Consider the following 23,186-nt stretch of genomic DNA (forward strand, 5'->3'; position numbering starts at 1 on the left):
CCGGCCGGCGCCTGCTCACCGGCCGGACGGGTGGCGTCTGCGTCACGATGACGGGCTCATGCTCATCTCCGGCGTGGCGCTCACGCCGGGCATGGGTTGACCGTGCCCGGGGGCGTAGCTCTCCTGCGCGCCGGTGAACGGCTTGGCCACGGCGCTGAACTGCTGCGTTTTGCCGTCGGCGAAGGTCAGCGTGAAGGTCAACTCATCGCCGGCCTGGACGGGCTTGGTGAGGTTCATCAGCATGAGGTGGTCGCCGCCCGGCTCCAGCGCGTGCGTGCTCTTGGCCTTGATCACGATGCCACCCTGCTTGGCCTGCATGACCATCTTGCCGTCCTTCATGGTCATCTCGTGCAGCTCCATCGGTGACAGGGGGTTCGTGGCGCCCGTCACCGTGACATCGCTGTCGCCGTCGTTGACCAGGGTCCCGAAGGCCGCCGTCATGCCCTTGTCGGCCGCCTTCACCCACGGGTCACGAATGCCGAGCACACCAGCGTCCGGGTTGGCCGGGGCCGACGTGGACGGGCTCGCCTGCGCGGCCGACGGAGAGTCGGACGACCCGCACCCGGCGGCGCCCACCGCCAGGATCGCGGCGGCGAGGATCGCTGCCGAGCGGCGGCGTGAAACGTTCGGGCTGGTGGCGCGCATGTGTTCTTCCTCCGATGGTTGCTGCTGGGAGGTTGGTCGGCCGCAGCAGGGAGAAAGTTCCGGGCTCAGGGAACGTTGATCGTGAACTCCCCGGTGTGCACCTTGCCGGCGACCTGGAAGTCGAAGAATGCCCGGTACCGGCCTGAACTCGGCGCGGTCAGCCAGAACTTCACAGTCCCGTCGACCAGCTCCGGCTCGGGGTGCACGTGCACGTAGCCGAGGTCACCCTCACGAACCACCACCAGGTGCCCGTACGCGGCAAGGTATCGCTCCAGCTGCGCGGGCGTGGCCGTGTCGGCGCTGGCGACCTGGAAGTGGATCGGTGCCGTCACCCCCACGGTCGGGGTGCCGGTCATCGACACCGTGTACGGACCAGCCGTCGCCTGCGCCTGTGCCGGCGGCAGCGCGGTCGGGGTGTGCGCGCCGGGCACTGTGTGGTCGACGCCCAGCACGAGCGGCAGCGGCGTGCCGTTGGCAGCGGTGACGGAGAAGTCGGCGTAGACGCGGTAGCCGCCGGGTCGGGCCAGCGTCATGGGGACGCTCCAGGTGCCGTCGGGTGCCATCGTCGGGTGCAGGTGCTGGTAACCGGTCAGGTCACGGCCCACGACGATCATGTGCAACGGCTTGTCGTGGACGACCGCGAAGCGGGTCGCCGGCTGCCGGTCGGTGCCGACGATGCGGAAGCGGTAGTCGGCGCGTACCCCGGCGGGTTGGGTTCGTTCCAGCGGTTGCAGCGTGTACCCGCCGGCGCTGACGGTCGTCCCGGTGGCAAGCGTCTCGCCCGTTGCGCCGTCGCCCCGGTGCGTGTGCGGTCCGGTGCCCGCCGGGTGTTGGTGTCCGTCGGCCGCGGACCCTGCCGGGCCGGAGGCGGGCGGACCGCCCGCCGGTTGCCGGGCGGTGTTGGCGGCCGGGCCCTCGTTGCCGCTGACGCGCGCCAACCCGAACCCGCCGAGCAGGGCCAGCACCAGGGTACCGACGAACAGTGCCAGGCTGGTGTTGCTCAGCCGGGACCCGGGCGTCGCCGTGGCGAGATCCGGGTCGGGCGATGCCCCGGAGTCGACGGGCGGTCGACTGTCCGTCGTGGCGAGGGCTTTCGCGTCCTCACCGGTCGGAGGTGGATCGACAGCGACGCCGGTCCGGGCCACGACGACGGCGGTGTCCTTACGCGCGGCCGGCACGGTGCTGGGTCGCCGCTTACCGTCCGAGGTCTGCGTACCGCTGCCGGTCGCCGCGAGGCTCCTGTCTGCGACGGTCCTGCCACCGACCTCTCTGCCGCCGCCGGTCCTGGCAACGGCGGGCTTGCTACCAGCGCCCTTGGCGCCGGTGGCCTTGGCGTTGGCGATCCTGGTGCCGGCGGTCCTGGTCGCGGGACGGGTGCCGGCGCCGCGTCGAGCGGATGTCGCCGACGCGGTACGGCCCCGGCCGGCGGGCCTGCCGGTGGGGGTCGTCCTCCGACGCCAGACGACGAATCCGGCCGCCGCGGCCGCCGCGGCGACCACCGCCAGGCCGACCCACGTGACCGCTCCGGGGCCGCTCTCGTCAGTCGATCCGGTCGGCGCAGCCGCTGCCGCGGACGGTGGAACCGCCGTCTCGGCAGCGACTGTCGGCACCGCCGACGCCTGCCCGGACGACCCGTGTTGCTCGGCGGTGGCCAACAGCGCCGGATCCGGCTGGGTCGACGGCGGGCTCCACCCCTTGGGCGCCGCCGTCACCGGCCCGTCGTAGCGGAAGGTCAAGGTGCCGCGTACGGGGTCGCCGTCCGAGGCGACCGACAGGTAGCTCACCGAGTACTGGCCCTTGGCCGGCAGGTGCGCGACCGCCACCGTCGCGGGGAACCCGGTCGTGTACTCGCGTGGCTCGAACTGGCCGTTGACCAGGAAGTACTCGCGCACCGGCTTGTCCAAGGGCTTGGGCTCCCCGTACGACCAGCCATTGTCGACCCGGATGCCACCCGGCGCGGTGATAGTGAAGAACGCGTTGGCAGCGGCCTTCTCGGTGAAGAACAGCTGCACCGACGTCAACGGCTCGCGCACGGTTGCGCCGCTCGCCGGTGTGGACATCGCGAGGGTCCCGTGAGCTGCGGCGGGCTGGGCGGACGCGAGGAGAGCGACCGCCGAGGCGAGGAGGAGCGCGAGGAGGCCCGAGACCACCCGCCCAGGAATCTGAGGGTGACGACGCATCTGAATATCCTCACTGGGCGGAGACTTTTTACAAGAGGTGACGAACTTTTTCCTCACATGGCTAAAGCCGAACACCTCCCGGGTGGTCGGCCGGGCTGAGGGGCCGTCGCTCCTGGCCAGCTATGCTCCCGGTGGCGCTGGTTCGCCCGGTCGTGAGCTGGCCGGGCGTCGTAAGAGGGAACCCGGTGGGAATCCGGGGCTGCCCCGCAGCGGTGAGTGGGAACGACCGCCGTCATCAGCACTGGGCCAGTGGCCTGGGAAGCGACGGCCAGTAGGGGACCGGCGTGGAGCCGGTCGGGCCCGCGAGTCCGAAGACCTGCCCGCGCCGCGTACACGACCGTGTGCGCTGCCGTCGGCCTCGCGGGTGGGCTGAGCGGGTGACGTGCCGGGGCGGTGTGCGCCGGTGTGTCCTCGTCAGCGTGTGCCCGTGTTCCGGCGGTGTGGTTTCCCGAGGGACGGACTACCGCTGTGCACGACACCACCACGATCGCCGGCCGAGCGCCGTCGGCGTCGCACCTGACCCTGTCGCAGATCATGGACCAGCACCACACCAACCTGATGGGTACGGTCCACGGCGGCCGGATCCTCAACCTCATCGACTCGGTGGCCGGGGTGGTCGCCGCCCGCCACTCCGACGGGCCGGCGGTGACCGCCGCGATCGACGAGACCGCATTCCTGCGCGCGGTGCGGGTCGGCGACGTCGTGCACGTCGACGCCCGGATCACCTGGGCCGGTCGCAGCTCGATGGAGGTGGCGGTCAAGGTGACCGCCGACCGGTGGGACCGGGCGGTGCCGCCCACCGACGTGGCCACCGCTCACCTGGTCATGGTCGCGATCGACGACGACGGCCAGCCTCGAACGGTGCCGCCGCTGCTACCGGAGACCGACGGTGACCGGCGGCGGTACCGGGAGGCGGAGATCCGCCGGAAGCACCGGCTGGCGCTGCGGCGCGCGCTGCTCGACGGTGCCGAAGACGACTGACCCGTGCGCGGTGCGCCCGTCGCGGCGCCGGCGCGGTCCGAGGAACCCGCCCCGCCGTCGATCTGCTCGGATAGCGTCCACGTGAAGTCTCGATCACGGAGAGTGGGAATGCTTAGCCTGGACCTTGCCGGCGTCGTGGCGGCTGTCGGCGCGGAGGTGACCGACTTCGAGCCGGGGGACGAGGTGTACGGGCTGTGCGGGGGCGTCGGCAACCTGCAGGGCTCGCTGGCCGAGTACGCCGCCGTGGACGCCCGACTGCTGGCCCGCAAGCCGAACGCACTCTCGATGCGGGAGGCCGCCGTGTTGCCCTTGGCGGCGGTCACCTCTTGGGAGGGGCTGGTCGACCGGGCCGGACTCCGCGCCGGGCAGAAGGTCCTGGTGCACGGCGGTGCCGGCGCTGTGGGATACGTGGGCGTGCAGCTTGCCCAGGCGCGCGGCGCCGAGGCATACGCCACGGGCGGGCCGACGAGCATGCGGGTGATCGAGAGCCTGGGCGCCGGGTAAGACAGCACAGCGAGGCTCCCGGTTGGGGCATCGGATCTTGGTCGACTGCTGTCTTGCCGGGAGCCACGTCCTATGTCGACACACGCTGCCTGCCACCCATCGCGACCAGGCCCATCACGATGAAAAGCCCTCAATGCCTGACCGGCACCATAACCTCGCAACGCCGTTATATCGACGCCAAGCTATCGTGATCTGACCCCGGCAGCGACAGCGCGAAGGTGAGTCATGGACGTAGTCAGCACCACCGAGGTCCCGGTTGAAGACGGGTTCGCCTTCTGGCGCGAGGTAAACTCGAAGCTCTGGGTGCCCTACGATTTACGCTGTGATTCGCAGTGGGAGCCCGGATTTCGGGCTCAGGTCGGAATCAGCGAGTTCGGTCCCGTGCAGGCGACATTAATGACCACGATGCCGCACTCGGTCCACCGCACTCCCAAGCTCATTCGGCAGGCCGATCCCGAGGTGTTCAAGCTGGGTTGCCTTGTGCGCGGTGGCGGCATGATCACGCAAGACGGCCAGCGCACAGATTTCGGCGTGGGGGACCTGATACTGTATGACACTTCCCGGCCCTACCTGGCCGAATTCACCCCGGATGTGCCAGTTAGTCAGCTGCTGCTCCTGCGCTTCCCGCGCTTGTTGCTGCCGTTGCCCCCTTGGGAGTTGCGGCGCCTGAGCGCAGTTCGCATCCCTGGCGCCCAAGGCGTCGGCGCGTTATCTTCACAATTCCTGCTGCACCTTGCCCGGCACATGGACGAACTCAGTCCGTTGGACGCCGCCCGGCTGTCCACCCTCACCATTGACGTGTTGACAGCGGCACTGGCCAACGCGCTGGACGTCCAAAGCGCGGTGCCCTCCCACACCCGACGGCGAGCGTTGATGGCTCAGATCCACGCCTTCGTCCGAGCGAATCTGGGCGATCCACGCCTGACGCCGGACGCGATTGCCGCAGCGCATCACATCTCGTTGCGATACCTGCACAAGCTGTTCCACGAGGAAGGGCACACGGTCGCCGGCTGGGTCCGCGAGCGTCGCCTGGAGCAGTGCCGACGCGACCTCGCCAACCCCCAACTAGGCGCGCGCCCGATCCACGCGATCGCCGCCCAGTGGGGGTTCACCAGCCCGGCGCACTTCAGCCAGGCGTTCCGCAGCGCCTACGGTCTTTCGCCACGCCAGTTCCGCGAGCAGTGCGCAAGAGTACGCGCAGACTAAAGACTTGTGCGCTTACCAGTAACGACAGAACCGGCTGTGGACTGCACTCTTAGCTCAGGAAGTCGCTCAGTCAGGGTTGATCTGATTCCGGCTTACGGAAGAAGGTTCACCTGAGCGTGTTACATCGATGCGTGTTTTCGCGATGGAAGGAGCGCGAGGAAGTACGTCGATCACTTCATGCAGCCAGCAGCATCATCTAAGCCGCAGCGGCGGCTGACAGGAGACCATTGTGAAGATGTGGTACAGAACGGCGTTTCGGATCTCGGCAGTGACCGCGATCCTCGGCGCACTCACCCTGTCCGGGACCGTGGCACAGGCAAGTCCGGGCGCCGGCTCCCGCCTGTCCCAACCCGAAACCACCGCGGTTTCGGAGCAGGCCAAGCCCGGCAGCGAGGACTTCGCCGCGCAGGTTTGCGGCTACTACGAAGACGCGGTGACGGCCTGGTACAACCACTGCGGGAACACCCATGTGATCATCTACGTCGACGCGACGTGGCCCCGCAACGACTGGAGCTGGTGCATCGGCCCGGGAACGTGGGACATCGGCGGCGCCAACGCCGTATCCAACGCCTGGTACTCGGGTCAGACTTGTTGAACCGCCAGCCAAGCGCTGCGCGATTCTCCACCTGCGTTCGGTGGTTGCGGATCAGGTCAGCGAGGCACATGAGGGTGCGGTCGGACAGGGGAATCGCGGCAGGGTAGGACAACAGCGAGGCTTCCGGTTGGAGCATCGGATCTTGGGTCGACTGCTGTCTTGCCGGGAGCCTCGCCCTACGTCGATCCCTGCCCCCACCCCACCGCCGTGACCAGCCCCGTCACGATGAATAGGGCTGATTCAACATCGCGCTCGCCCTCAGCAACATCGGTGCTGTCAGATCGCGCCTCGGCCAACACGGCATCGCGGCGCGCTACCTGAGAGTTTCACTGGGACTCGTGGGCCAGCTGGGCATGAGATTCGGGACAGTCTTCTCGTTCAACGAGCTGGGAGGGGTGTTCCGAGAGCTGCAGCAACTGAGCGGAGCGCAGAAACAGCATGAATTTGCAATGACCGCCGCCAGAAACCACGGTGAAAAACACAACGAAGCGGCCGGACGCAGCGGGGACAGGGCCCCGCCCGAGCCACCGTGGCCATCGGAACCACTGGGCTCTGTGACTCGTACGCTGACTGATGGCCGTCGGTCTGGTGATCTGCCCACTCGCCGGTCCACATTGCGAGGTCGCGTACCCGGCGCTCGGTTTTCTGCCGGGACGTGGCCGCCCACTTCGTTGCGTTATTTGACGCGAAGTCGTCCAGGACCTGGCGGTCAGTCGCGGTCCAGGCGGGAAGCTGCGCTATCCACTCTTCTGCCTGCTCGGCGCTGTGGCCGCTACCGATCAGCCATGGGCGGGCTGTCCGTTGTCCTGCCGGCGGCAGGACTGCCGTGCGTGCCTTGACAGGAAGGCGGAGCAGCAGGACAGTCGACATATTCATAGACGTTCAACTATTTACGGCGAGGTGTGCCATGCGGAAGTCGCTGACTGCTGTGGCCGCCATCGCTGTTGCCATGGTCGCGATGATGACCGCGATCTCACACGCCAGTGCGGCGAACGCGGCGGCCGGGTGTCGGGTGCACTACGTCGTCACCAGCCAGTGGACCGGTGGCTTCCACGCCGACATCGCGGTCACCAACTTGGGTGACCTGGTCAACGGGTGGACGCTGCGGTTCGCGTTCCCTGCAGTCGACCAGCGGCTCACGCAAACCTGGAGCGCCACCTGGGCCCAGGCGGGCCAGCAGGTCAGCGCGACCAATCTGGGCTGGAACGCGACCCTGGGCACCAATGGCTCCGCGAACATCGGTTTCGTTGGCGCCTGGTCGGGCAGCAACCCCATACCGGCGTCGTTCACGCTCAACGGCGTCACGTGCACCGGCGGCGTCCTGCCCAGCGTGACGCCGACCCGGACGACCACACCGCCGGTCGCTGACTGGCCGGCGATCGTCACCTGGCTCAGCCCGACCGCCGGCGCGGTGTACACCACGCCGGGAACCGTCCCGCTGGCGGCGACCGCGACCGTGGGAGGCGGACACAGCATCACGTCGGTGTCGTTCCGGGTGGACGGCGTCACGGCGGCCCGGGGGGTGAGGACGACCGGTGACCGGTACGAGGCGCTGTGGACCCCACCGATCGGGGAGCCCGGCACCAGCACCACCTTCGTGCTGTACGTCTCGGCCGGCACCGACCAGTCGCTGTCTGGCGCTGCGCCGCCGTTGCTGGTCACGGTGGTGACGCCGGCGTCCACCGGCACCAACCACCCGCCGGCGGTGGCGTTGAGCACCCCCGGCGGGCAGACCTACTTCCTCGAGCCGACGACCGTCACGCTGGTCGCCGACATCGCCGACACCGATCCCGAGGACCTCGTCAGCCGGGTGGAGTTGTACCTCGGCGCGACCCGGCTGGCCGTGATGCCGACCAACAGCGGACAGCGCTACCAGTTCCAGACGGCCCTGTCGGCCGGCACGTCGTCCACCTTCACCGTGCGGGTCCATGATTCCCACGGCGGCATCGGCATCTCGAACCCGCTGACCTTCACCATCCGTTAGCGCCTCGGCCCTCCGTCAAGGGCTGACCAAGGTCCTTCCACTGGCCGTCGATACGTTTGCTCGCACAAGTGGACGTGGCGCGGTCGCGCCTGGTAGGCAGGCGGTTGTGCGCATCGTTTCCCTGCTGCCGGCGGCCACGGACATCGTGGCCATGCTCGGCCTGACCGGGCACCTGGTCGGCCGTACCCACGAGTGTGACTGGCCGCCGGGGGCCTTGGCCGACGTCCCGGCGGTGACCGCGACGTCCCTGCCGGAGACCTTGACGAGCCGGGAGATCTCGGCGGCGATCGCCGGTGACGCGCACCGAGGCTCGTCGTTGTACCAGCTCGACGTCGCCATGCTGGAGGGGTTGAAGCCGGATCTGATCCTGACGCAGGATCTGTGCGACGTGTGTGCGGTCTCCTACGAGCGGGTCAACGACGCGGTTGGTCTGATCGATCTCGACACCAGGGTGATGTCCCTGGAGGCGCGGACCATCGACGGGATTCTGGACACTGTCGATGCCGTGGCCGCGCTGACCGGCACCGAGGGCAGGGCGGCAGAGATCCGAGCTGACGCCGAGCGTCGCCTCGCCGCGTTGCCGGGACCGGTGCCCGGCGCGCCGACGGTGCTGTTCGTCGAGTGGCTCGACCCGTTGATGCCGGGCGGGCACTGGGTTCCGGAGCAGATCACCTACGCGGGTGGGCGGTCGCTGCTGCTCGGGCCGGGTGCGCACAGCACCCCGCACCCGTGGTCGGTGGTCGCCGACCTGGCCCCCGACGTGGTGGTGTTCGGGCCGTGCGGGTTCACGCCGGAGCGAACCATCGACGAGCTTTCCGTGGCGACCGAGCAACCCGGCTGGGCGGACCTGCCAGCGGTGCGTGCCGGGCAGGTGTGGGTGGTCGACGGGCCTGCCTACTTCAACCGCCCCGGCCCGCGAGTCGTCGACGGCGCGGAGATCCTCGCCGGCATCCTCGCCGGCCGCCCCGACTCCCGCGCTCGGCGGGTGCCCCTCGACGTCGGCTGACGCTGTCGCGCCCGAGTGGCGGAGGCGGACCTCCGATGCCGGTCGCCCGTTTGCCCCCCGGCATTCGCAACGCCCCGGAGTGAGGGTCAGGTGCGCGCCCTCGCTGCGCCGGCGAGGTCGACGATCCGGTCACTCCAGCGGTCCAGCAGGGTCTGGTCGTGGCTGATGACCAGCACCCCGGCCTGCTGGGTCCGCTGGTAGTCGCGGATGACGGCGGCGACGTGCGCCTGAGTGGAAGCGTCCAGCATCGCGGTGGCCTCGTCGCAGAGCAGGTAGTCCGGGCGGTGCGCCAGGGCCCGGGCAAGGCAGGCGCGTTGCAGTTGACCGTCGGAGACGGCGTGTGGCCGTCGGCTGCGCAGGTCGGCGGTGAGGCCGACGAGGTCGGCGAGTTCGGCGACCCGTTCGCGGACCGCCGGCTCGGGCGTCCGGGTGGCGCGTAGCGGTTCGGCGATCAGGTCGGCGAGGCTCAGTCGGGGGTCGGCGGCGGCACGCGGGCTCTGGAAGAGGGCGGCGACGCGGGTCCGCAGGGCGACCGGTACGGCGTACCGGATGCCGTCGACCGGGGTGCCGTCGATGCTGACCCGACCCTGGTCGGGGCGGTTCAGCAGGGCCAGGACCCGAACCAGCGTCGACTTTCCGCAGCCGGAGGGCCCGCGCAGTCCGACCGTCTCTCCGCGGCCGATCCGCACTGTGACGCCGTCGAGGACGACCTGGCGGCCGTACCCGACGGTCACCTCGTCGGCGAGCAGGTGCTGCGGGCTGGTCACGTGGGGACTCCCGTGGGGATCGGGTGGTGGCAGGCCACGGTGCCGCCTCCGGCGACCGGTGTCGGCTCTGGTCGGTCCGTGCAGGTGTCGGTGCGGCGCGGGCAGCGGGGCGCGAACGCGCAGCCGGGTGGCAGCGCGGTGAGCATCGGCGGGTCGCCCGGCACCGGCCGGAAGGCCCGGTCCGGCAGGGCGTCGAGCAACGCCGAGGCGTACGGGTGGGCCGGCGCGGTGAAGAGCTGGTCGGTGTCGCGGTGTTCCACTATGCGGCTGGCGTACATCACGGCGACGGTGTCGGCGACCCGTTGCGCGGCGGCCAGGTCGTGCGTGATGAGCACGACCGCGGAGCCGTTGTCGCAGCGACGTCTCAGCAGGTCGAGGGTGTGGTCGACCAGGGGTCGGTCCAGCCCGGTGGTGGGCTCGTCGGCGATGAGCAGCGCCGGGTCGGGTGCCAGCGCGAGCGCGGTGACCAGACGCTGTGCCATGCCACCGGAGAGTTCGTGGGGGTAGCGGTCCAGGTCCGCCGGGTCGAGCCCGACATCGACAGCGAGCTGGTCGGCGTCGGCGCGGTCGCGGCCGTGCGCCCGCAGCGTCTCGCTGAGCAGTCGGCGTCCGGTGCGTACCGGGTTCAGGGCGGTGGCCGGGCTCTGCGGCACCAGCCCGACGCGGCGCCCGCGCACCCTGCGCGCCAGGTGGCGCTGACCGCAGGTGATCAGGTCGACCGGTTCGCTGTCCCTGTCGTGCAGGACGGCGTGGCCGGTGGTGGTGGCGTTGCCGGGTAGCAGGCCGAGCAGGGCGTGGGCCAGGACGGACTTGCCGCAGCCGGACTCGCCGACGATGGCGAGCAGTTCGCCGGCCCGTAGGGTGAGGCTGAGGTCGGTGACGGCATGCACCGTCGTGTCGCGGAGCCGGAACTCGACGCCGAGGCCGTCCACTGTGAGCAGCGGCTGACCCGCGGTGGTGCGGGGAAAGGCCGGGGCCGAAACGGATTCGGTGGTGGTCACAGGTGCAGCTCCGCTCGGATCCGGGGATCGAGGCGGTCGCGCCAGCGGGCGGCGAGGACCGCGATGGCGAGAGTGACGACGACGATGACAGCGCCCGGTGCCAGGCTCGCCCACCAGGCACCGGTCAGCAGCGACCCCTGGCCATCATTGATCATGTTGCCGAGTGAGGCGAGGTGCGGAGGCAGGCCGAGGCCGAGGAACGACAGGGCGGTCTCGTGCCACACCGCGTGCGGGATCATCAGGGTGGTGGCCAGCGCCAGCCGAGGCAGGACGTGCGGCAGCAGGTGCCGGGTGAGGACCCGGAGTCGGCCCGCCCCACCGCTGATGGCGGCGTCGACGAACGGTCGGGTCCGCAGGCTCAACAACTCGGATCGGACGATGCGGGCGGTGGAGAGCCAGTGGGTGAGCCCGACGGAGGCGATCACGGCACCGAGGCTGGGACGCAGCATGGCGACGATGAAGATGCCCAGCAGCAGGTGGGGCATCGCGGCGATGGTGTCCACGACCCGCATCAGGATCCGGTCCACCCGGCCGCCGAGCGTGCCGGCGATCCCGCCGACCACGCCCCCGAGAACCGTGGCCACGAGGGCGGCGACCGCGCCGACGAGCAACGAGACCCGCAGTCCGTAGACGGCCCGGTGTGCCACGTCGCGGCCCAGGTCGTCGGTGCCGGCGAGGTGGGTCCAGGACGGTGCCGACCGGGTCTGGTCCAACGCGACCGCGCTCTGGTCGAGTGGCCAGACGAGCGGTGCGAGCAGCGAGCCAGCGACTGCCACCAGCAGGACAAGACCGGCGATGACGACACCGGTCTGGCCGGGTCGCAGCCGCAGCCGGGCCCGGGCCAGGTGGAGCAGCGGCGGTCGGGTGACAAGGTCAGCCATCGAGTCGCACCCTCGGGTCGGCGGCGGCGTAGGCGAGGTCGGTCGTGAGATTCGCGGCCAGCACCACGGCGGTGGTGACCAGCGTGATCGCCGCCAACAGCGGGAAGTCGCTGCCCAGCGCGGCGGCCACCGTGACGGCACCGAGGCCCGGCAGCGAGAAGACCGTCTCGACAAGCACCGCCCCGCCGACCAGCTCGGGCAGGTGGGTGCCGACCAAGGTGAGGAACGGCAGCAGCGCGGTCCGTAACGCGTGCCCGAACAGGACCGTCCGCCCGGGCAACCCGCGGGCCCGCGCCGCGAGCACGTGGTCGTCGCGCATGCTCTCCGCCACCGCGTCCCGAACGAACAGCACGAACCACGGCGCCTGGGAAACGGCCAGCACTCCGACCGGCAGGATCAGGTGGTGCGCCACGTCGGCCCAGGAGGTGCTGGTCGCTGTGACATCGGTGAGCCCGCCCGCCGGAAACCAGCCCAGGGCCAGCGCGAACACGGCGATCGCGGCCAGGCCCAGCCAGAACACCGGCATCGACTCGACCGAGTAGGCCGCCGCCCGCAGACCCCGGTCGAACAGCCCACCCCGGCGGTACGCGGCCAGCGCACCCAGCAGCAGACTGCCGACCAGGACCAGGGCGAGGGTCACCCCGATCAGCAGCAGCGTCCAGCCGGCCCGGGCGGAGAGCACCGAGGCGACCGGCTCGTGACGACTCGTCGACCAGCCCAGGTCGCCCTGGACCAGATTGCCGATCCAGCGCAGGTACTGCACCGGCAGCGGGTCGTCGACACCCCAGTTGGCGCGGATCTGCGCCAGGTTCTCCTCGCTGGCGGTGAAGGCCGCCGCGCCCGCGTACTGCTTGGCGGGGTCTACCGGCGAGGCGGCACCCAGGGCGAACATCCCGATGCTCGTCGCGGCGAGCACGGGAACGGCTACCAGGAGGCGGCGTCGGACCACCGCCCCGGCCCCGGCCAGTCGCCCGGAGCGGGTCACGAGCGCGTCCAGGTGTTGATGTTCCACCAGATGCTGTTCGCCACCCCGTGCTCGTGCGCCTCGACCCGGGGTGCCGCGCCCTGGACGGAGGACTTCAGCACGTAGGTGTGCCGCAGGTAGGTGAGGAACAGCCACGGCACGTCGGCGGCCAACTGCTTCTGGAACTGCGCGTACGCGGCCTTGCGAAGAGCCGGGTCGATCTGGTCGCGGCCCTCCTGCAGAGCGCGGTCCGTCACCTCGGAGCGGTACGAGCCAGGGTTGAAGTAGCCCTGCCCGGCGAACTGGGAGCTGAACAGCTTGTACGAGACGAAGTCCGGGTCGTACGGCGTGCCGTAGCCCATCAGCAGGGCGTCGGACTTCATTCGCGGGTCGATGGCGTCCCAGGTGAGCCCGGCCGGGGTGACCTCGATGCCGATCTTCTTCGCGTCGGCGGTGACGGCCAGGGCCAGGTCCTTGCGCAGGGTGTCGGTTGCCGGGTACATCAGCGTGAACCGGGCCGGCCGGCCGTCCTTGGCCCGCACCCCACCCGCACCGGGCTTCCAGCCGCCCGCGTCGAGCAGCGCGCTCGCCGCCGTCGCGTCGGCGGTCGGCGTGCCGACCGTCGAAGGGTCGGCGAACTCGGAGGTCGGGGGGACCGGCCCGAACGCCGGCTCGCCGGCGCCACCGAGGATTCCGGACACCATCGCGGCCCGGTCGACGGCGAGGTTGAGCGCCCGGCGGACCGCCGGGTCGGCGAGGACCGGGTTGCCCATCGGCAGCATCACGCCCCGGTAGTCGGCGGTCGGCACCCGCTGCACCCGGTACGCGGTGTCGGAGTCGAATCCGGAGGCGAGCTTCGGCGGCAGTTCGGCGGCGTCGAACTCACCGGCCCGCATTCGCTGGGCGCGGACGTTGTCGTCGGCGACGAACGCCACCACGACCCGGTTGTTCGCCGGCCGGCCGCCGAAGTAGCGCTCGTTCGCGGTGAGCACCAGCCGGTCACCCGGCGTCCAGGACTCGACCCTGTACGGCCCGGTCCCGATCGGCTTCCGGTTGAACCCCGTGGTGTTGATGTCCTGCCCGCTGAGCAGCTTCGACGGCACGATGCCGAGGGTGAGTCGCTGGAGGAACGGCGCGTACGGGTAGCGCAGCCGGAACACGACGGTGGCCGCGTCGGGCGCTGTCACCGACTCCACCATGTCCAGGTCGGAGCGGAGCGTGGAGTCCACAGTCGGGTCCAGCACCGCCTGGTAGGTGAAGGCGACATCCGCCGCGCTCAGCGTGGTGCCGTCGTGGAACTGCACCCCGTCACGCAGTGTCGCGGTCACTGTGCGTCCGTCGCCGGACAGCACCGGCAACGCCGTGGCCAGCCCAGGAACGAGGCGGTTGTCACTGTCGCGGGCGACGAGCCCGTCGAAGATCAGCGCGGCGCCGTCGACGCCGAAGTTGAGCACCGGGTTCAGCGCGTCGGGCTCGTCGGAGGTGGCCACGACCAGGGTCGCGCCGCCGGCTGGGCTGTCCGGGGTGGTCGGGGCCGAGCAGCCGGAGAGGACGAGCGTCCCGGCCGCTGCTGTCGACGCCACGAGGCGTCGGAAGGTCGGACGGATCCGGGTCACGGAACGCTCCTGTGGTGTGGGGAACGGGGTGCGGGCGCGCGGGTGCAGCCGCCTTCAGTGATGATCACGGTGGCACAATTGCAAGTCTTTTGCAATTGCCACACACCTGCATCATGCCCGGCGCGGCCCGTCGGACGGGGCCTCGCTCTCTGGTGGTGACGGTCACCGGTGACCGGCTAGGGTTCCGGGATGTTCCGCGCCGTCGTGTTGATCGCTGCCGTGGTGCTCGCCGCCGATCAGGCCTCCAAGTTCTGGGCCGAGTCCGCGCTGTCCGACGGGCAGACCATCACGCTCCTCGGTGAGCTGCTGCAACTGCGCCTCGTCTACAACCCGGGTGCGGCCTTCTCGATCGGCTCCGCGTACACCTGGATCTTCGCGGTGTTCGCCGCGGCGGCGGTGGTCGCGGTGACGATGGTGGCCCGGCGGGTCACGTCGCGTCCCTGGGCGGTGGCGTTGGGCCTGGTGCTCGGCGGCGCGACGACGCACCTGCTGGACCGACTCTTCCGCGAGCCGGGGTTCGCGCGGGGGCACGTGGTGGACTTCATCGACTACGCCGGGTTCTTCGTCGGCAACATCGCCGACATCGCCCTGGTGGTCGGCGTGGGCATCGTCATGCTGCTCAACGTGCGCGGCGTCCCGCTGCGGAACCAGGCGGACGAGACCCGCGAGCAGGTGTCGTCAGACTCCTGAGCTGACCAGGACGACCTCCAGGCGGCGCGGGCCGTGCACTCCCTCGACCCGGTTCAGCTCGATGTCGCTCGTCGCGGACGGGCCCGAGATCCAGGTCAGAGGCGCGCGTGGGTCCAGCCGGGCCAGCGCCTCCGGCAGCAGGCCGACGACCTGGTCGGTGCGGACGACACAGATGTGTCGGTCGGGCACCAGGGTGAGCGCGCGTCGCCCCTGCGTCGGGCCGGCGTCGAGGATGATGGTGCCCGTGTCGGCGACCGCCACGGCACAGCCGGTCAGGACCGCGTCCAGGCCGTCGAGCGCGGCCGGTGACAGCGGGGGCGCGTCGCGGTGCAGCTCTCCGGCGTAGCCGTCCAGCCAATGGGCGGGGGTGTCGGTGGGGACGGCGAGCCGGCCGACCTCGCCGAGCAGCCGGTGCAGGGCCTCGGTGCCACGGTGGACGACGGCCCGGTAGTCCTCCAGGCGGTCGACGAGGGTTTCGATCAGGTCGGGGTGGTCGCCGACCCGGCGATAGCGGCGGGGCACCTGCACCGGCGGCGGGCTGTCGGCCAGGGCCGTCCGGAGCCGCGCCAGGATCTCGTCACGTGCGCTCACTGTTTTCCCCACCATTCCCGGAAGGTCTGCGGCGCGGGCAGCGGCAGGTCACGCGACCGGGTCCACGCCGACGCGGGCCAGGGCAGTCGCCGCAGCGTGCGAGCGCCGGTGCGCCGCTGACGGTACGCACCGAGCGGCCCCGCGCCGGCCCGGGCCAGGCGCAGGGCGGCGGCCCACCGTCGTGGGCTGCGCATCACCCAGGACAGGAGCCGCATGGTGGCCCGTTCCGCTGGCGGGTGCGGTGCCTGCTGGCGGAGGTGGACCAGGATCTCCGGAATGTTGATCTTCACGGGGCACACGTCGTAGCAGGCGCCGCAGAGGGTCGACGCGTACGGCAGTGAGGCGTTGTCGGCAACGCCGGTCAGCTGCGGCGACAGGATCGCGCCGATCGGGCCCGGGTACACCGAGCCGTACGCGTGCCCGCCGGCCCGTTCGTACACCGGGCAGACGTTGAGGCACGCGGAGCAGCGGATGCAGGACAGCGCGGGCCGTCCGACCGGGTCGGCGAGCACAGCGGAGCGGCCATTGTCGACGAGCACGACGTGCACGTCCTGCGGGCCGTCCCCGGGGGTGACGCCGGTCCACATCGAGGTGTACGGGTTCATCCGCTCACCGGTCGAGGACCGCGGCAGCAGTTGCAGGAAGACCTCCAGGTCGGTGAAGGTCGGCAGCAGCTTCTCGACGCCGACGACGCTGATCAGCGTCTCGGGGAGGGTGAGGCACATGCGGCCGTTGCCCTCGGACTCGACCACCACGAGGGTGCCGGTGTCGGCGACGGCGAAGTTCGCTCCGGAGACGGCGACCCGGGCCGAGAGGAAACGCCGTCGCAGGTGAGCGCGGGCCGCTTCGGCCAGCGCGGCCGGTTCGTCGCTCAGGTCGGGCGGCGCGTCGGCCATGCGACGTTCGAAGATCTCCCGGATCTGGGCCCGGTTGTAGTGGATCGCCGGCACCAGGATGTGCGAGGGCGTGTCCTCGCCGAGCTGCACGATCAGCTCGGCGAGGTCGGTCTCGTACGCGGCGATCCCGGCGGCCTCCAGCGCCTCGTTGAGCTCGATCTCCTGGGTCGCCATCGACTTGACCTTCACGACCTCGTCGGCCCCGGTGGCCCGGGTCAGCTCGACCACGATCCGGCACGCCTCGGCCGCGTCGCGGGCCCAGTGCACAGTGGCGCCGGCGGCGGTGACGGACGCCTCGAACTGCTCCAGCAACTCCGGCAACCGACGTTGGACGTCCGCCTTGATCGCCGAGCCGGCGTCGCGCAGAGCCTCCCAGTCGGGTACCTCGTCGACGACCCGGGCTCGCTTGGCCCGGATGGTGCGGGTGGCCCGGTGCAGGTTGGCCCGGAGTTGCGGGTCGGCGACGGCCGGCCTGGCGGCGGTGGGGAACGGCAGCGGGGTGCGGATCCGCCCGCCCCCGGTGGCGGGTGCGACCGGATGGCTCATGAGCTGGCTCCCGTCTCGGCGAGAATCTCGGCGTAGTGCACGGCCCGTACGCCTGAGCGGTGGCGGTCGAGACCGCCGCCGATGTGCGCCAGGCAGGAGTTGTCGGCCGCGGCGAGCACCCGTGCGCCGGTGTCGCGGACCCGGGCGCACTTGTCGGTGAGCATGGCGGTGGAGACGTCCGGGTTCTTCAGTGCGAACGTGCCCCCGAAGCCACAGCACTCCTCGGCGTCGCCCAGCTCGACCAGGTGGATTCCGCGCACCTGGCGCAGCAGGGTCAGCGGTCGGTCGCCGAGACGCAGCATCCGCAGGCCGTGGCAGGTCGGGTGGTAGGTGACCGTCTCGGGGAACTCGGCGCCGACGTCGGTGACGCCGAGAACGTCGACGAGCAACTCGGACAGCTCGTACGTGCGGGCGGCCACCGACGTCGCCGGCGCGTGCAGGCGCGGGTACTGGTCGCGGATCATCGCGGTGCACGACCCGGACGGCGCGACGATGGCGTCGTAGGAGTCGAAGACGTCGACGTAGTTGCGCACCATCGGCATGGCCTCGGCCCGGTAACCAGTGTTGGCGTGCATCTGCCCGCAGCAGGTCTGGTCGGCGGGGAAGTCGACGGTGTGGCCGAGTCGCCGCAGGATGCGGGTGACCGCGATGCCGGTGGCCGGGAAGGCGAGGTCGTTGACGCAGGTGATGAAGAGGGCGATCCGCATGGCGGCTCCTCGGATCCGTGGGGGTGGGTCAGGCCGAGTCGCGCGGTGTCGCGGGGGTGGGGAGCCGGTCGAAGGCGGGCAGGTGGCGCTCCCGGGCGGCGCTGAGGTGCGCCCGCATCGCCTCGGTGGCGGCTGTCGCGTCGCCGGCGACGATGGCGGCGGCGATGCGCTGGTGCTCGGTGTTGGTGTCCGCTGCGCCGGCGACCGGGAAGTACAGCCGGTGCAGGTGCAGGTGTGAGTGCAGCCGCGTGATGGTGTCCCGCAGCAACGGGCTGCCGGAGACCTCGGCGATCAGGTCGTGGAACGTCGCGTCCAGTGCGGTGAAGGCGGCGTGGCGGCGGTATCCGTCGCCGGCCTCCACGTCGATGCTCGCCGCCGCCTCGACGCTGATCCGTTGGCGCGCTTCGTCGGAGGCGTGGGTGGCGGCTCGCCCGGCGGTGGCGCCCTCCAGCAGTTGCCGGACGTCGAACAGGTCGTCGAACTCGGCACGGCTCAACAGTGGCGTCGTGGTGTAGCCGGAAAGCGGGCGTTTACGGACCAGGCCGTCGGCCTCCAGCCTCGCGAGGGCCTCACGGACGGGGGTGGGGGAGACGTCGAGCTCCCGGGCGAGCGCGTCGATGTTGACCCGCTCGCCGGGCGGAAGGATGTGGTCCATGACCAGCGTCTTTATCGACTCGTAGACGTCCTCGGCGAGGGTGAGTCGACGGGCGGGGCGGAGTCGGCCCTCGCGAGGTCTCTGCTGGGCCATCTCGTCTCCTCAGCGACCCCTTGACTGCGCCGGTGTGAGCGAGTACACATCGAGCCGAACAGCATCCTATAGGAAATTGGGTTCTTGGCGACCCAGGCGGTGGAGGTTGGTTCGTGAGATTCATGCGCGTCGGGCCGGTGGGACGGGAACGCCCTGTGCTGTACGTCGATGGGCGGCACTTCGACCTCTCGTCGCTCACCGTCGACATCGACGGCGAGTTCCTTGCCGGCGACGGCGTCCGGCGTGCCCGCGAGGCCACCGACCTGCCCGAGATCGACGTCACCGGGCAGCGGGTCGGCGCACCGATCGCCCGGCCGGGTGTGGTGCTCTGCGTCGGGCAGAACTACGCCGCGCACGCCGCCGAGTCCGGTGCCGCGCCACCGAGCGAGCCGATCATCTTCTACAAGGCGTCCAACACCGTCGTCGGCCCGTACGACGAGGTCCTCATCCCGCGCGGATCGACGAAGACCGACTGGGAGGTGGAGCTGGCGGTGGTGATCGGCCGAACGGCCCGCTACCTCGCCTCACCGGCCGACGCCCTCGGGCACATCGCGGGGTATGTGCTGTCCAACGACGTCTCCGAGCGGGACTTCCAACTCGCGGTCTCCGGCGGCCAGTGGTCCAAGGGCAAGTCCTGTGAGACGTTCCAACCGCTCGGCCCGTGGCTGGTCACGGCCGACGAGATCGGCGACCCGCAGGCGCTGCGGCTGCGCTCCTGGGTCAACGGCGAGCCCCGCCAGGACTCCAGCACCAAGGACATGATCTTCGACGTGGCGTACCTGGTCTGGCACCTGTCCCAGTACACCGTCCTGGACCCGGGCGACGTCATCAACACGGGCACCCCGGAGGGAGTGGGACTCTCCGGCCGCTTCCCGTACCTGGCCGTCGGCGATGTGATGGAGGTCGAGATCGACGGCCTCGGTCGGCAGCGCAACACGCTCCGGGACGCCTGATGCGGTGTGACGGTCTCGTGGCGGTGGTGACCGGAGGCGCATCGGGGATCGGCCTCGCCTGCGTGCGGGCGTTCGTCGCCGCCGGCGCCCGGGTGGGTGTCCTGGACCTGGAGCTGTCCGGGCTGCCCGAGACCCCCGGGGTGCTCGGCGTCCAGGCGGACGTGGCCGACCGGTCCTCCCTCACCGCGGCCGTCGCCTCGGTCGCGGAGACGTTCGGCGGCATCGACATCCTGGTGAACAACGCCGCCATCTCGGCCGTGGGCACTGTGGAGGAGAACGACGACGAGCAGTGGAGCCGGGTACTCGACGTCAACGTCTCCGGTGTGGCCCGAACCAGCGCCGTCGCCCTGCCCTACCTACGCCGGTCGTCGTCCGCCGCGATCGTCAACATCTCCTCGATCGCCGCGACCACAGGTCTGCCCAAACGCGCCCTCTACTCGGCGTCGAAGGGTGCCGTGCACGCCCTCACCCTCGCCATGGCCGCCGACCTGGTGACGGAGGGCGTCCGGGTCAACTGTGTCGCCCCCGGCACCGTCGACACGCCCTGGGTGGCCCGCCTGCTCGCCGGTGCGGCCGACCCGACGGCGGAGAAGCGGCAGTTGGCCGCCCGCCAGCCGACCGGCCGACTGGTGACCGCCGACGAGGTGGCCGCCACCGTCGTCTACCTGGCCTCGCCCGCGACCAGGTCGGTGACCGGTTCGTCGCTGCCGGTGGACGGCGGCATGTCCGGTCTGCGCCTGCCCGCCCCGGTCCCGCCCGTGGCCAATCCTGCCGAATCGGGCGCGTGACATGATTGCGGCATGGGGAAACAGCACGACGTCGGCGAGGCCGACCGTCACAGCGCGTCCGGCACCACCGCCCACCGTCCGATCGGTGGCGGCGCTGACGCTCGGCTCGCCCTCGCTCAGGACCCCACAACGCCACAAATGACCCTCATCGACCTGGCGTCCGACCCGTCGGTCCTGGTCCGCAAGGCGGTCGCCTCTCGGGCCGACGCACCCGCGCAGGCCCTGCGACCGCTCACCCGTGACCAGGATCGTCAGGTCCGGGAGGCAGTGGCGAGGAACCCCTCCACGTCGATCGCCAACCTCATGCGCCTGGTCAAGGACGACGACCGGTGGGTCCGCTGGGCCGTCGCCAGCAATCCGGCCTGTGACGAGTCGATCCGCCAGGTCATGGTGAAGACCTCGGACAAGGAGCTTCGCGGGCTCCTCGCGGAAAGTCGTCAACTGGAGCCGGAGCTGGCCGCCAAGCTGATCGACGACGTGTCACCCGAGGTGCGGGAACGACTCGGCACGCACACCCACGACCCCGACGTGATCGACGCCCTGCTGGCCGATCGCACCGCACGCGTCCGCAAGGGGGTTGCCCGCAACCCGCGGACCACCGCCGCGCAGCGCAGCGCGCTCGCCGCGGACCCGGTGGTCGACGTCCGCGCCGCGCTGGTGCGGGCCGTCGAGCTCAGCGAGGCGGACCTCGCCCGCCTGGTCGACGACCGCGCGGTGCAGGTCCGACTGGCGATGGCGACGTCCGAGTTCGTTCCGCCGCACATCCGGGAGACGCTTACCCGCGACGCCGACGAGATGGTGGCCAGCGCGGCACGGGACTACCGCCCGGGGTCGGGCACCGCCTCCGCCGTTCGGGCGCCCCGCATCGCGCACCGGCCCTCCGCCACCGGCCCGAGTCGATCGAGCGGCGGCACCTCGCACTAGCGCGACGACTGTCGCCTCCCGGCGACCCGTGCCTGCGGCCGGCGGGTCGCCTCCCGTCGCCTTCCAGGTCGTCCAGAGCGACCTGAGTGATGAGTTGTCGCATCCGCGCCCGTCATACCTAGGACAGGACATGACGAGGCGGAAGGATGACGTGATGAGTGCGGACACGCGGCTGCAGGAGCTGGGCGTGAGCGGTCTGGGCGAGGTCGACGAGCCGGCGTTCTCGGGGCTGGCGCAGCGGCACCGGCGGGAACTGCACGTGCACTGCTACCGGATGCTCGGCTCGTTCGAGGACGCCGAGGACACGGTGCAGGAGACGTTCCTGCGTGCCTGGCGGCGGCGGGAGACCTTCGAGGGGCGGTCGACGTTCCGGGCCTGGCTGTACCGGATCGCCACCAACGCCTGCCTGGACCTGCTCGCCAAGCGCCGCCCGGAGCCGGCGACCGGCGGCGAGGTGCTGTGGTTGCAGCCCTACCCGGACCGGTTGCTCGACGAGCTGCCCGCTGGCGACGCGGACGAGCCGGAGACCGTCGCCGTCGCGCGGGAGACGATCGAGCTGGCGTACCTGGTCGCGGTCCAGCACCTCGCGCCGCGTCCACGGGCCGTGCTGATCCTGCGAGACGTGCTCGGGTGGCCCGCCAGGGACGTCGCGGAGCTGCTCGGGGACTCGGTCAACTCGGTCAACAGTGCCCTGCAGCGGGCTCGCGCCGGCATGCGGGAGCACCTGCCCGCCGAGCGGCAGGACTGGACCGGCGGCGACGAGGACGCCGGCACGCGCGAGCTGGTGCGGCGCTTCACCGACGCCAGCGTGGCCACGAACGTCGACGCGCTCGCAGCCATGCTGCGAGACGACGTCCGCTACTCGATGCCGCCCACGCCGGGCCTGTACGTCGGCCGCGACGCGGTGGTGAACAGCTGGGTCGAGGACGGCTTCGACGGCATGAAGGGCCTGCGTGCGGTCCCCACCTCGGTGAACCGCCAGCCCGCCGTCGCCTTCTACCACTGGCGGGAGCAGGAGGGCGCGTACCTGCCGTTGACGATCGACGTCCTGCGCATCACCGGCGGCGCGATCACCGAGGTCTTCATCTTCCACGACGACCAGTTCCCGCGGCTCGGGCTGCCGGAACGCCTGCCGGCGGACGGCACGGAGTAGTCCCGGTGCGGACGCTCACGCTGCACGGCGGCGCGCGTGCTGAGGTGGTCGCGGCGGAGTGGCACGACGCGTTCGGCGTGGTCACCAGCGGGCGGGTGCAGTTGGAGCTGCGCGACGGCGAGCCCGGGCCGGTCCTCGGGCGCGATGCCGGCTTCTGGCTGCGCGGCACCGGCGTCCGTGCGCTGTGCAACCCCGACCGTCGCACGGCGCGAGTGCGTGTCTTCACGCCCGGCGCCGTCACACCTCAGTCAACACATCCGGTACGCCAGCCTCCGTCTGAAGGAGACGACATGAACAGCATGAAGGACACCGGGATCGTCGCCGGCCCGGCATCGGGCCCACCCCGCTACACCCACCGATTTCGCGGGCTCGCCGGCACCGGCGTGATCGCCACGCTCGCGGCGATGGTGATCACCACCCTCGCCGCCGCGCTGGCCCGGGCCGCCGGCGTCGACTTCGAGATCCCCGATGGTGGCGAGACGATTCCGTTGTCCGGGATCGCCGTGGTGACCGGCTTCTTCTCGGTGGTGGGTGTCGTCATCGCCGTGGCGCTGCTCCGGTGGAGTGCTCGGCCCGCCGACCGGTTCGTGTGGACGGCGGTGGCCCTGACCGTGATCTCGCTGGTCCCGCCCCTCATCTCCGGGGCGAACGCGGCCACCGTCACCGCCCTTGCCGGGCTGCACGTCGTCGCTGCGGCGGTGATGATCCCGGTCCTGACCCGGAGCCTTCGCTCCCGGACCGACTGAACGTTGCTGCCTCCGATGAGCGGAGAGCCGGCCCACCGGGCCCGGGGACCGCGGGATGGGATGATCACACCGCGGTAAAGCACTCACCAAAATGTTCTAAAGGTATGGGGTGTT

General features: G+C 70.9%; 23 protein-coding genes, 1 pseudogene and 1 riboswitch. Of the genes and pseudogenes, 12 read left to right on the forward strand and 12 right to left on the reverse strand.

Annotation, left to right across the window (positions count from 1 at the left end; translation table 11 throughout):
- Positions 1-42 precede the first annotated feature (42 nt).
- Entirely contained in the window at positions 43-645 is a 603-nt protein-coding gene (locus tag AB0B48_RS19680) for a copper chaperone PCu(A)C (RefSeq protein ID WP_357203426.1), read from the reverse strand.
- A gap of 65 nt (positions 646-710) precedes the next feature.
- Complete coding sequence (locus AB0B48_RS19685; RefSeq protein ID WP_357203429.1) at positions 711-2,825, reverse strand: copper resistance protein CopC; 2,115 nt, start codon at positions 2,823-2,825, stop codon at positions 711-713.
- 121 nt (positions 2,826-2,946) lie between these two features.
- Positions 2,947-3,164: riboswitch (cobalamin riboswitch) on the forward strand.
- A gap of 129 nt (positions 3,165-3,293) precedes the next feature.
- Here AB0B48_RS19685 and AB0B48_RS19690 point away from each other — a divergent pair.
- The 4 genes from AB0B48_RS19690 (at position 3,294) to AB0B48_RS19705 (ending at position 6,111) form a co-directional block, all read left to right on the forward strand.
- Entirely contained in the window at positions 3,294-3,806 is a 513-nt protein-coding gene (locus AB0B48_RS19690) for an acyl-CoA thioesterase (protein ID WP_112588799.1), read from the forward strand.
- Between the two features lie 108 nt (positions 3,807-3,914).
- Positions 3,915-4,310, forward strand: coding sequence for a hypothetical protein (locus tag AB0B48_RS19695; RefSeq protein WP_357203431.1), 396 nt, complete (start codon positions 3,915-3,917; stop codon positions 4,308-4,310).
- 225 nt (positions 4,311-4,535) lie between these two features.
- Positions 4,536-5,516 (forward strand): helix-turn-helix domain-containing protein, encoded by a 981-nt coding sequence (locus AB0B48_RS19700; RefSeq protein WP_357203434.1) that lies wholly within the window; start codon positions 4,536-4,538, stop codon positions 5,514-5,516.
- A gap of 268 nt (positions 5,517-5,784) precedes the next feature.
- Positions 5,785-6,111: a DUF6355 family natural product biosynthesis protein gene (locus AB0B48_RS19705; RefSeq protein ID WP_357203437.1), complete on the forward strand. Its 327-nt coding sequence runs from the start codon at positions 5,785-5,787 to the stop codon at positions 6,109-6,111.
- Positions 6,112-6,142: 31 nt separating this feature from the next.
- Here the strand turns inward: AB0B48_RS19705 and AB0B48_RS19710 are convergent.
- Positions 6,143-6,226, reverse strand: a pseudogene (locus AB0B48_RS19710) (IS5/IS1182 family transposase); the annotation flags it as partial.
- Between the two features lie 792 nt (positions 6,227-7,018).
- On the opposite strand from AB0B48_RS19710, the gene AB0B48_RS19715 reads away from it, so the two are divergent.
- On the forward strand, positions 7,019-8,095 hold the full coding sequence (locus AB0B48_RS19715) for a cellulose binding domain-containing protein (RefSeq protein ID WP_357203440.1): 1,077 nt from the start codon (positions 7,019-7,021) through the stop codon (positions 8,093-8,095).
- A 106-nt stretch (positions 8,096-8,201) separates the two neighbouring features.
- The gene (locus AB0B48_RS19720; protein ID WP_357203443.1) at positions 8,202-9,101 is read left to right on the forward strand and encodes an ABC transporter substrate-binding protein; all 900 of its coding nucleotides are present in this window, start codon (positions 8,202-8,204) and stop codon (positions 9,099-9,101) included.
- Between the two features lie 86 nt (positions 9,102-9,187).
- Here AB0B48_RS19720 and AB0B48_RS19725 read toward each other — a convergent pair whose 3' ends face one another.
- The 5 genes from AB0B48_RS19725 to AB0B48_RS19745 are packed head-to-tail and all read right to left on the reverse strand — an operon-like array spanning position 9,188 to position 14,330.
- Positions 9,188-9,868: an ATP-binding cassette domain-containing protein gene (locus AB0B48_RS19725; protein ID WP_357203445.1), complete on the reverse strand. Its 681-nt coding sequence runs from the start codon at positions 9,866-9,868 to the stop codon at positions 9,188-9,190.
- Positions 9,865-10,869 (reverse strand): ABC transporter ATP-binding protein, encoded by a 1,005-nt coding sequence (locus AB0B48_RS19730; RefSeq protein ID WP_357203447.1) that lies wholly within the window; start codon positions 10,867-10,869, stop codon positions 9,865-9,867. The genes AB0B48_RS19725 and AB0B48_RS19730 overlap by 4 nt, the downstream gene beginning before the upstream one ends.
- A complete protein-coding gene (locus AB0B48_RS19735) occupies positions 10,866-11,750 on the reverse strand; it encodes an ABC transporter permease (RefSeq protein WP_357203449.1) in 885 nt (294 codons plus the stop codon). Before AB0B48_RS19735 ends, AB0B48_RS19730 begins: the two co-directional genes overlap by 4 nt.
- A complete protein-coding gene (locus AB0B48_RS19740) occupies positions 11,743-12,762 on the reverse strand; it encodes an ABC transporter permease (RefSeq protein WP_357203452.1) in 1,020 nt (339 codons plus the stop codon). Before AB0B48_RS19740 ends, AB0B48_RS19735 begins: the two co-directional genes overlap by 8 nt.
- Positions 12,732-14,330, reverse strand: coding sequence for an ABC transporter substrate-binding protein (locus AB0B48_RS19745; RefSeq protein WP_357203455.1), 1,599 nt, complete (start codon positions 14,328-14,330; stop codon positions 12,732-12,734). Before AB0B48_RS19745 ends, AB0B48_RS19740 begins: the two co-directional genes overlap by 31 nt.
- A gap of 189 nt (positions 14,331-14,519) precedes the next feature.
- On the opposite strand from AB0B48_RS19745, the gene AB0B48_RS19750 reads away from it, so the two are divergent.
- The gene (locus AB0B48_RS19750; RefSeq protein ID WP_357203458.1) at positions 14,520-15,020 is read left to right on the forward strand and encodes a signal peptidase II; all 501 of its coding nucleotides are present in this window, start codon (positions 14,520-14,522) and stop codon (positions 15,018-15,020) included.
- On the opposite strand, the gene AB0B48_RS19755 is transcribed toward AB0B48_RS19750, so the two are convergent.
- Genes AB0B48_RS19755 through AB0B48_RS19770 form a run of 4 tightly spaced genes read right to left on the reverse strand, consistent with a single transcriptional unit; the run spans position 15,009 to position 18,508 of the window.
- On the reverse strand, positions 15,009-15,611 hold the full coding sequence (locus AB0B48_RS19755; protein WP_355006198.1) for an LUD domain-containing protein: 603 nt from the start codon (positions 15,609-15,611) through the stop codon (positions 15,009-15,011). The two genes, AB0B48_RS19750 and AB0B48_RS19755, sit on opposite strands and share 12 nt — an antisense overlap.
- Positions 15,608-17,053, reverse strand: coding sequence for a LutB/LldF family L-lactate oxidation iron-sulfur protein (locus AB0B48_RS19760; RefSeq protein ID WP_355006197.1), 1,446 nt, complete (start codon positions 17,051-17,053; stop codon positions 15,608-15,610). Before AB0B48_RS19760 ends, AB0B48_RS19755 begins: the two co-directional genes overlap by 4 nt.
- A complete protein-coding gene (locus AB0B48_RS19765) occupies positions 17,050-17,760 on the reverse strand; it encodes a (Fe-S)-binding protein (RefSeq protein ID WP_357203463.1) in 711 nt (236 codons plus the stop codon). The genes AB0B48_RS19760 and AB0B48_RS19765 overlap by 4 nt, the downstream gene beginning before the upstream one ends.
- A 28-nt stretch (positions 17,761-17,788) precedes the next feature.
- Positions 17,789-18,508 carry a GntR family transcriptional regulator gene (locus AB0B48_RS19770; protein WP_357203466.1) on the reverse strand — a complete coding sequence of 240 codons (720 nt, stop codon included), beginning with the start codon at positions 18,506-18,508 and terminating at the stop codon, positions 17,789-17,791.
- Between the two features lie 113 nt (positions 18,509-18,621).
- Here AB0B48_RS19770 and AB0B48_RS19775 point away from each other — a divergent pair, with 113 nt between their 5' ends.
- From AB0B48_RS19775 to AB0B48_RS19795, 5 genes are all read left to right on the forward strand, one after another.
- Positions 18,622-19,461, forward strand: coding sequence for a fumarylacetoacetate hydrolase family protein (locus AB0B48_RS19775; protein WP_357203469.1), 840 nt, complete (start codon positions 18,622-18,624; stop codon positions 19,459-19,461).
- The gene (locus tag AB0B48_RS19780) at positions 19,461-20,249 is read left to right on the forward strand and encodes an SDR family oxidoreductase (RefSeq protein ID WP_357203472.1); all 789 of its coding nucleotides are present in this window, start codon (positions 19,461-19,463) and stop codon (positions 20,247-20,249) included. The genes AB0B48_RS19775 and AB0B48_RS19780 overlap by 1 nt, the downstream gene beginning before the upstream one ends.
- A 12-nt stretch (positions 20,250-20,261) precedes the next feature.
- Positions 20,262-21,173, forward strand: coding sequence for a hypothetical protein (locus tag AB0B48_RS19785; protein ID WP_357203475.1), 912 nt, complete (start codon positions 20,262-20,264; stop codon positions 21,171-21,173).
- 154 nt (positions 21,174-21,327) lie between these two features.
- The gene (locus AB0B48_RS19790; protein ID WP_357203478.1) at positions 21,328-22,326 is read left to right on the forward strand and encodes an RNA polymerase subunit sigma-70; all 999 of its coding nucleotides are present in this window, start codon (positions 21,328-21,330) and stop codon (positions 22,324-22,326) included.
- Positions 22,327-22,331: 5 nt separating this feature from the next.
- On the forward strand, positions 22,332-23,072 hold the full coding sequence (locus AB0B48_RS19795; protein WP_357203481.1) for a DUF6069 family protein: 741 nt from the start codon (positions 22,332-22,334) through the stop codon (positions 23,070-23,072).
- Positions 23,073-23,186 lie beyond the last annotated feature (114 nt).

The sequence above is a fragment of the Micromonospora sp. NPDC049089 genome (genome assembly GCF_040648775.1).
In the GTDB taxonomy this organism is placed as follows: domain Bacteria; phylum Actinomycetota; class Actinomycetes; order Mycobacteriales; family Micromonosporaceae; genus Micromonospora.